The following is a 3712-nucleotide window of genomic DNA, read 5'->3' as shown; positions in this document are numbered from 1 at the left end:
GGATAGGTCCAGGTTTCCAGCGCGCCGCCGAACCAGCGTGCCGCGCCATGCGCGATCAGGCTGTCATGCAGGCGGTCGAATTTCTCATGGCGGCCTTCGAGGCGGGCGATGTGGACCGGCAGGCCGTGCCAGGCGGCATCCGACAGCATGTTGGAACTGTCTTCGGTGACGATGGCGACGTCGGAAAAGGCAAGCCAGGCGAGATAAGGGTTCTGGCCATCCTCGGGACCGGCCCAGAAGCGGGCGCCGACCTGGTCGGCAAGGGTGCGCAGGCGGGTGACCACGGGCAGGGGCGTGCGCCGCGACGTGGTGATGCGCAGGCGCCAGCCTTCGGCGGCCAACTGGCGCAGCTGGCCTTCGAGGCGCTCGGCGGCGGCGGTTGTAAATGTGTGAGTCTTTGAATCGCCGCCGATGATGACAATCGCGCTCTTGGCGCGCTCGTCGGCAAGGTCGGCAAAGGCCTGTCCGGCATCCTCGATCTGGTCGGGGGCGAAATAGGAGGGTGAGCCGATCGTCTCGATCACATTGGGGCCGGTCACGGCATCATGTGTCGGCGCGACGAGCATGTCGAAATGGGTCGACTCGATGTGCGGATCGAGGATCTGCACGGTCACTGTCTTGCCGCCGGAGAGGTTGCGGACAGCGCTGGTGAACGGGGCCGAGCGGCGCCCCGCCGCGATCCAGACCGTCGGCCAAGGGCCTTCCAGCACGCCGCGCTGGGCGGCAGGGAGAGCATGCTTGAGCAGCGGCCATCTGTCGGCGGGCAGCCATGTCCAGGGCGCGCGGGGGCTGAGCGTCACCGGATCGCGGCGATGGGCCTCGCCGTCAATATGGGCGATCTTCATCCAGCGACGGGTTTCGCCGAGGGCCTGCAGGATTGCACGCACCTGCGCGGCGTTGCCTGCGCGGCCATCCGATACCGCCCAGACGGAAGGTCCGAGCAGGCCCGGCCCGCCCATTTATTTGTACTCGACCTTCGTGATCTCGTAGGCCCGTGCGCCGGCAGGGGCGGCGACTTCAGCCTCGTCGCCTTCTTCCTTGCCGATCATGGCACGGGCGATCGGAGAGGTGACGGATATCTTGCCGAGTTTCACCGACGCTTCGTCTTCGCCCACGATCTTGTAGGTCTGGGCGTCTTCGGTTTCGACGTCGACGATGGTCACGGTCGCGCCGAAGCGGATCTTGGTGCCCGAGAACTTGCTGACATCAATGACGTCAGCGCGTGCGAGCTTGTCGTCGATCTCGCTGATACGGCCTTCGATGAAGCTCTGCTTCTCCTTGGCGGCATGGTATTCAGCGTTTTCAGACAGGTCGCCATGCTGGCGCGCCTCTGCGATCGCCGCGATGATGTTCGGGCGCTCGACAGATTTCAGCGTCTTCAGTTCTGTCTGAAGCGCAACATGGCCTTCAGCGGTCATGGGAATGCGTTCCATTTGAGATCCCTTATTCTGTAATTGGCGCGAAATGCTTGTCGCAAAAATTCAGGCCGTCAAGTGGCCCGCTGTCAGGCCGATTGCAAGGCGCGAACGGAGATTTCCCGTGTTTTCAAGCTCGCAATGGCCTGAACGGAGGCAATCGAGGCTGAAAGTGTTGTGAAATAGGGAATCTTGCGGTTCACGGCCGTGCGCCGGATCGAGGCGCTGTCGGAGAGGGAGGCTGCACCTTCGGTTGTATTGAATACCAATTGCACGTCACCGTTGATCATGGCGTCGACAATATGCGGCTGGCCTTCCAGCACCTTGTTGATGCGCGACACGGGCAGGCCTTCGCCTTCGAGGAAGGTCGCGGTGCCGCTGGTGGCGATCAGCGTGAAGCCCATGCTGACCAGGTTGCGGGCCGCTTCGGCGACACCCTTCTTGTCGGAATTGCGCACCGAGATGAAGACCTTGCCGCTCTCGGGCAGGCGGACGCCGACGCCGAGCTGGGATTTGAGGAAGGCCATGCCGAAATCATCGTCCCAGCCCATGACTTCGCCGGTCGAACGCATTTCCGGGCCAAGCTGCGGGTCGACACCCGGGAACCGGGCGAACGGGAAGACGGCTTCCTTGACGGCGACGCGGCGCGGATTGGCATTGGTGAGGTCGAAACTGGTCAGCATTTCGCCGGCCATGACCTTGGCGGCGATGGCGGCAATCGGCGCGCCGACGGCCTTGGCGACGAAGGGCACGGTTCGGCTGGCGCGGGGATTGGCTTCGAGGACGTAGATCTCGTCGTCCTTGACCGCGAACTGGATGTTGATCAGGCCGCGCACCTTGAGGGCCTTGGCCAGCGCGATGGTCTGCTTGGCGAGTCGGGCCTGCAGGTCGGGCGACAGGGTGTAGGGCGGCAGGGTGCAGGCGCTGTCGCCCGAATGGACGCCGGCTTCCTCGATATGTTCCATGATGCCGGCAACGTGGACATTGGTGCCGTCGCAGATGGCGTCGACATCGACCTCGATGGCGTCCGACAGGTAGCGGTCGATGAAGAGCGAGGCGTCGCCGGAGACTTTCAGGGCCTCGGCGGCAAACAGGCGGAGGTCGGCGTCGTCGCGGGCGATCTCCATGGCGCGGCCACCGAGCACGAAGGACGGGCGCAGCATGACCGGGTAGCCGATCTCGTTTGCCTTCACTTCGGCTTCTTCGACGCTGCGTGCGACGCGTGACGGCGCCTGCTGGATGCCGAGCCTGTCGAGCAGGGCGGCAAACTGTTCGCGGTCTTCTGCGAGGTCGATCATGTCCGGGCTGGTGCCGAGGATCGGGATGTTCTCGTTGTGGAGCGTGGCGGCGAGCTTGAGCGGGGTCTGGCCGCCGAACTGGACGATGACGCCCTTCAGCGTGCCGGCGCTCTGCTCCTTGTGGATGATCTCGAGCACATGCTCGTCGGTCAGCGGCTCGAAATAGAGACGGTCCGACGTATCGTAATCGGTCGAGACGGTTTCCGGGTTGCAGTTGACCATGATCGACTCGATGCCGAGGTCTTCCATCGCGTAGGCGGCGTGGCAGCAGCAATAGTCGAATTCGATGCCCTGGCCGATCCGGTTGGGGCCGCCGCCGAGGATGATGGCTTTCTCGCGGTTGCTGGGCAGGGCTTCGCAATCCGGCGCTTCGGTGCCGAACGAGGCATGTTCATAGGTCGAGTAGAGGTAAGGCGTCTTGGCGGCGAACTCGGCGGCGCAGGTGTCGATACGCTTGTAGACGGGGCGCACGTCGAGCGCGTGGCGATAGGTGCGCACCCCGGATTCCGTCTGGCCGACCAGCTGGCCGAGGCGCTTGTCGGAAAAGCCCATGGCTTTGAGTTCGATGAGGGCGTTGGCATCGTCGGGCAGGCCCTTGGCGCGAACCTTTGCCTCGACCTCGGTGATTTCCTGAATCTGGCTGAGGAACCAGGGATCGATGGACGTGATGGCGTTGACCTCGGCGACACTCATGCCTTCGCGCAGGGCCTGGGCGACGACCTGGAGCCGGTCGGGCGTGGGCAGGGAGAGGGCCTGACGCAGGGCTGCGTCGGTTTCGAAGGTGAGGTCGTCGAGACCGCAAAGGCCTGTCTCGAGCGAGCAGAGCGCCTTCTGGAGGCTTTCCTGGAAGTTGCGACCGATGGCCATGGCTTCGCCGACGGATTTCATCGCCGTGGTGAGCACGGGATCGGCGCCCTTGTACTTCTCGAAGGCGAAGCGCGGGATCTTGGTGACCACGTAATCAATCGTGGGTTCGAACGAGGCCGGGGTGACGCCGGT

General features: G+C 64.1%; 3 protein-coding genes. All 3 read right to left on the bottom strand.

All coding sequences use genetic code 11. The features are described from left to right. A partial coding sequence (locus tag AADA04_RS07920) for a mitochondrial fission ELM1 family protein (protein ID WP_340692716.1) occupies window positions 1-959 on the bottom strand: 959 nt, incomplete at its 3' end. Then, a complete protein-coding gene (greA, locus tag AADA04_RS07915) occupies window positions 960-1433 on the bottom strand; it encodes a transcription elongation factor GreA (RefSeq protein WP_340692715.1) in 474 nt (157 codons plus the stop codon). 71 nt (window positions 1434-1504) lie between these two features. Beyond that, on the bottom strand, window positions 1505-3712 hold a 2208-nt coding region (gene carB / locus AADA04_RS07910; protein ID WP_340692714.1), incomplete at its 5' end, for a carbamoyl-phosphate synthase large subunit.

The organism is Hyphomonas sp., assembly GCF_037969335.1.
Classification (GTDB): domain Bacteria; phylum Pseudomonadota; class Alphaproteobacteria; order Caulobacterales; family Hyphomonadaceae; genus Hyphomonas.
Note: the sequence above shows the minus strand (reverse complement) of the source record. Positions and strands in the feature narration are given on the sequence as shown.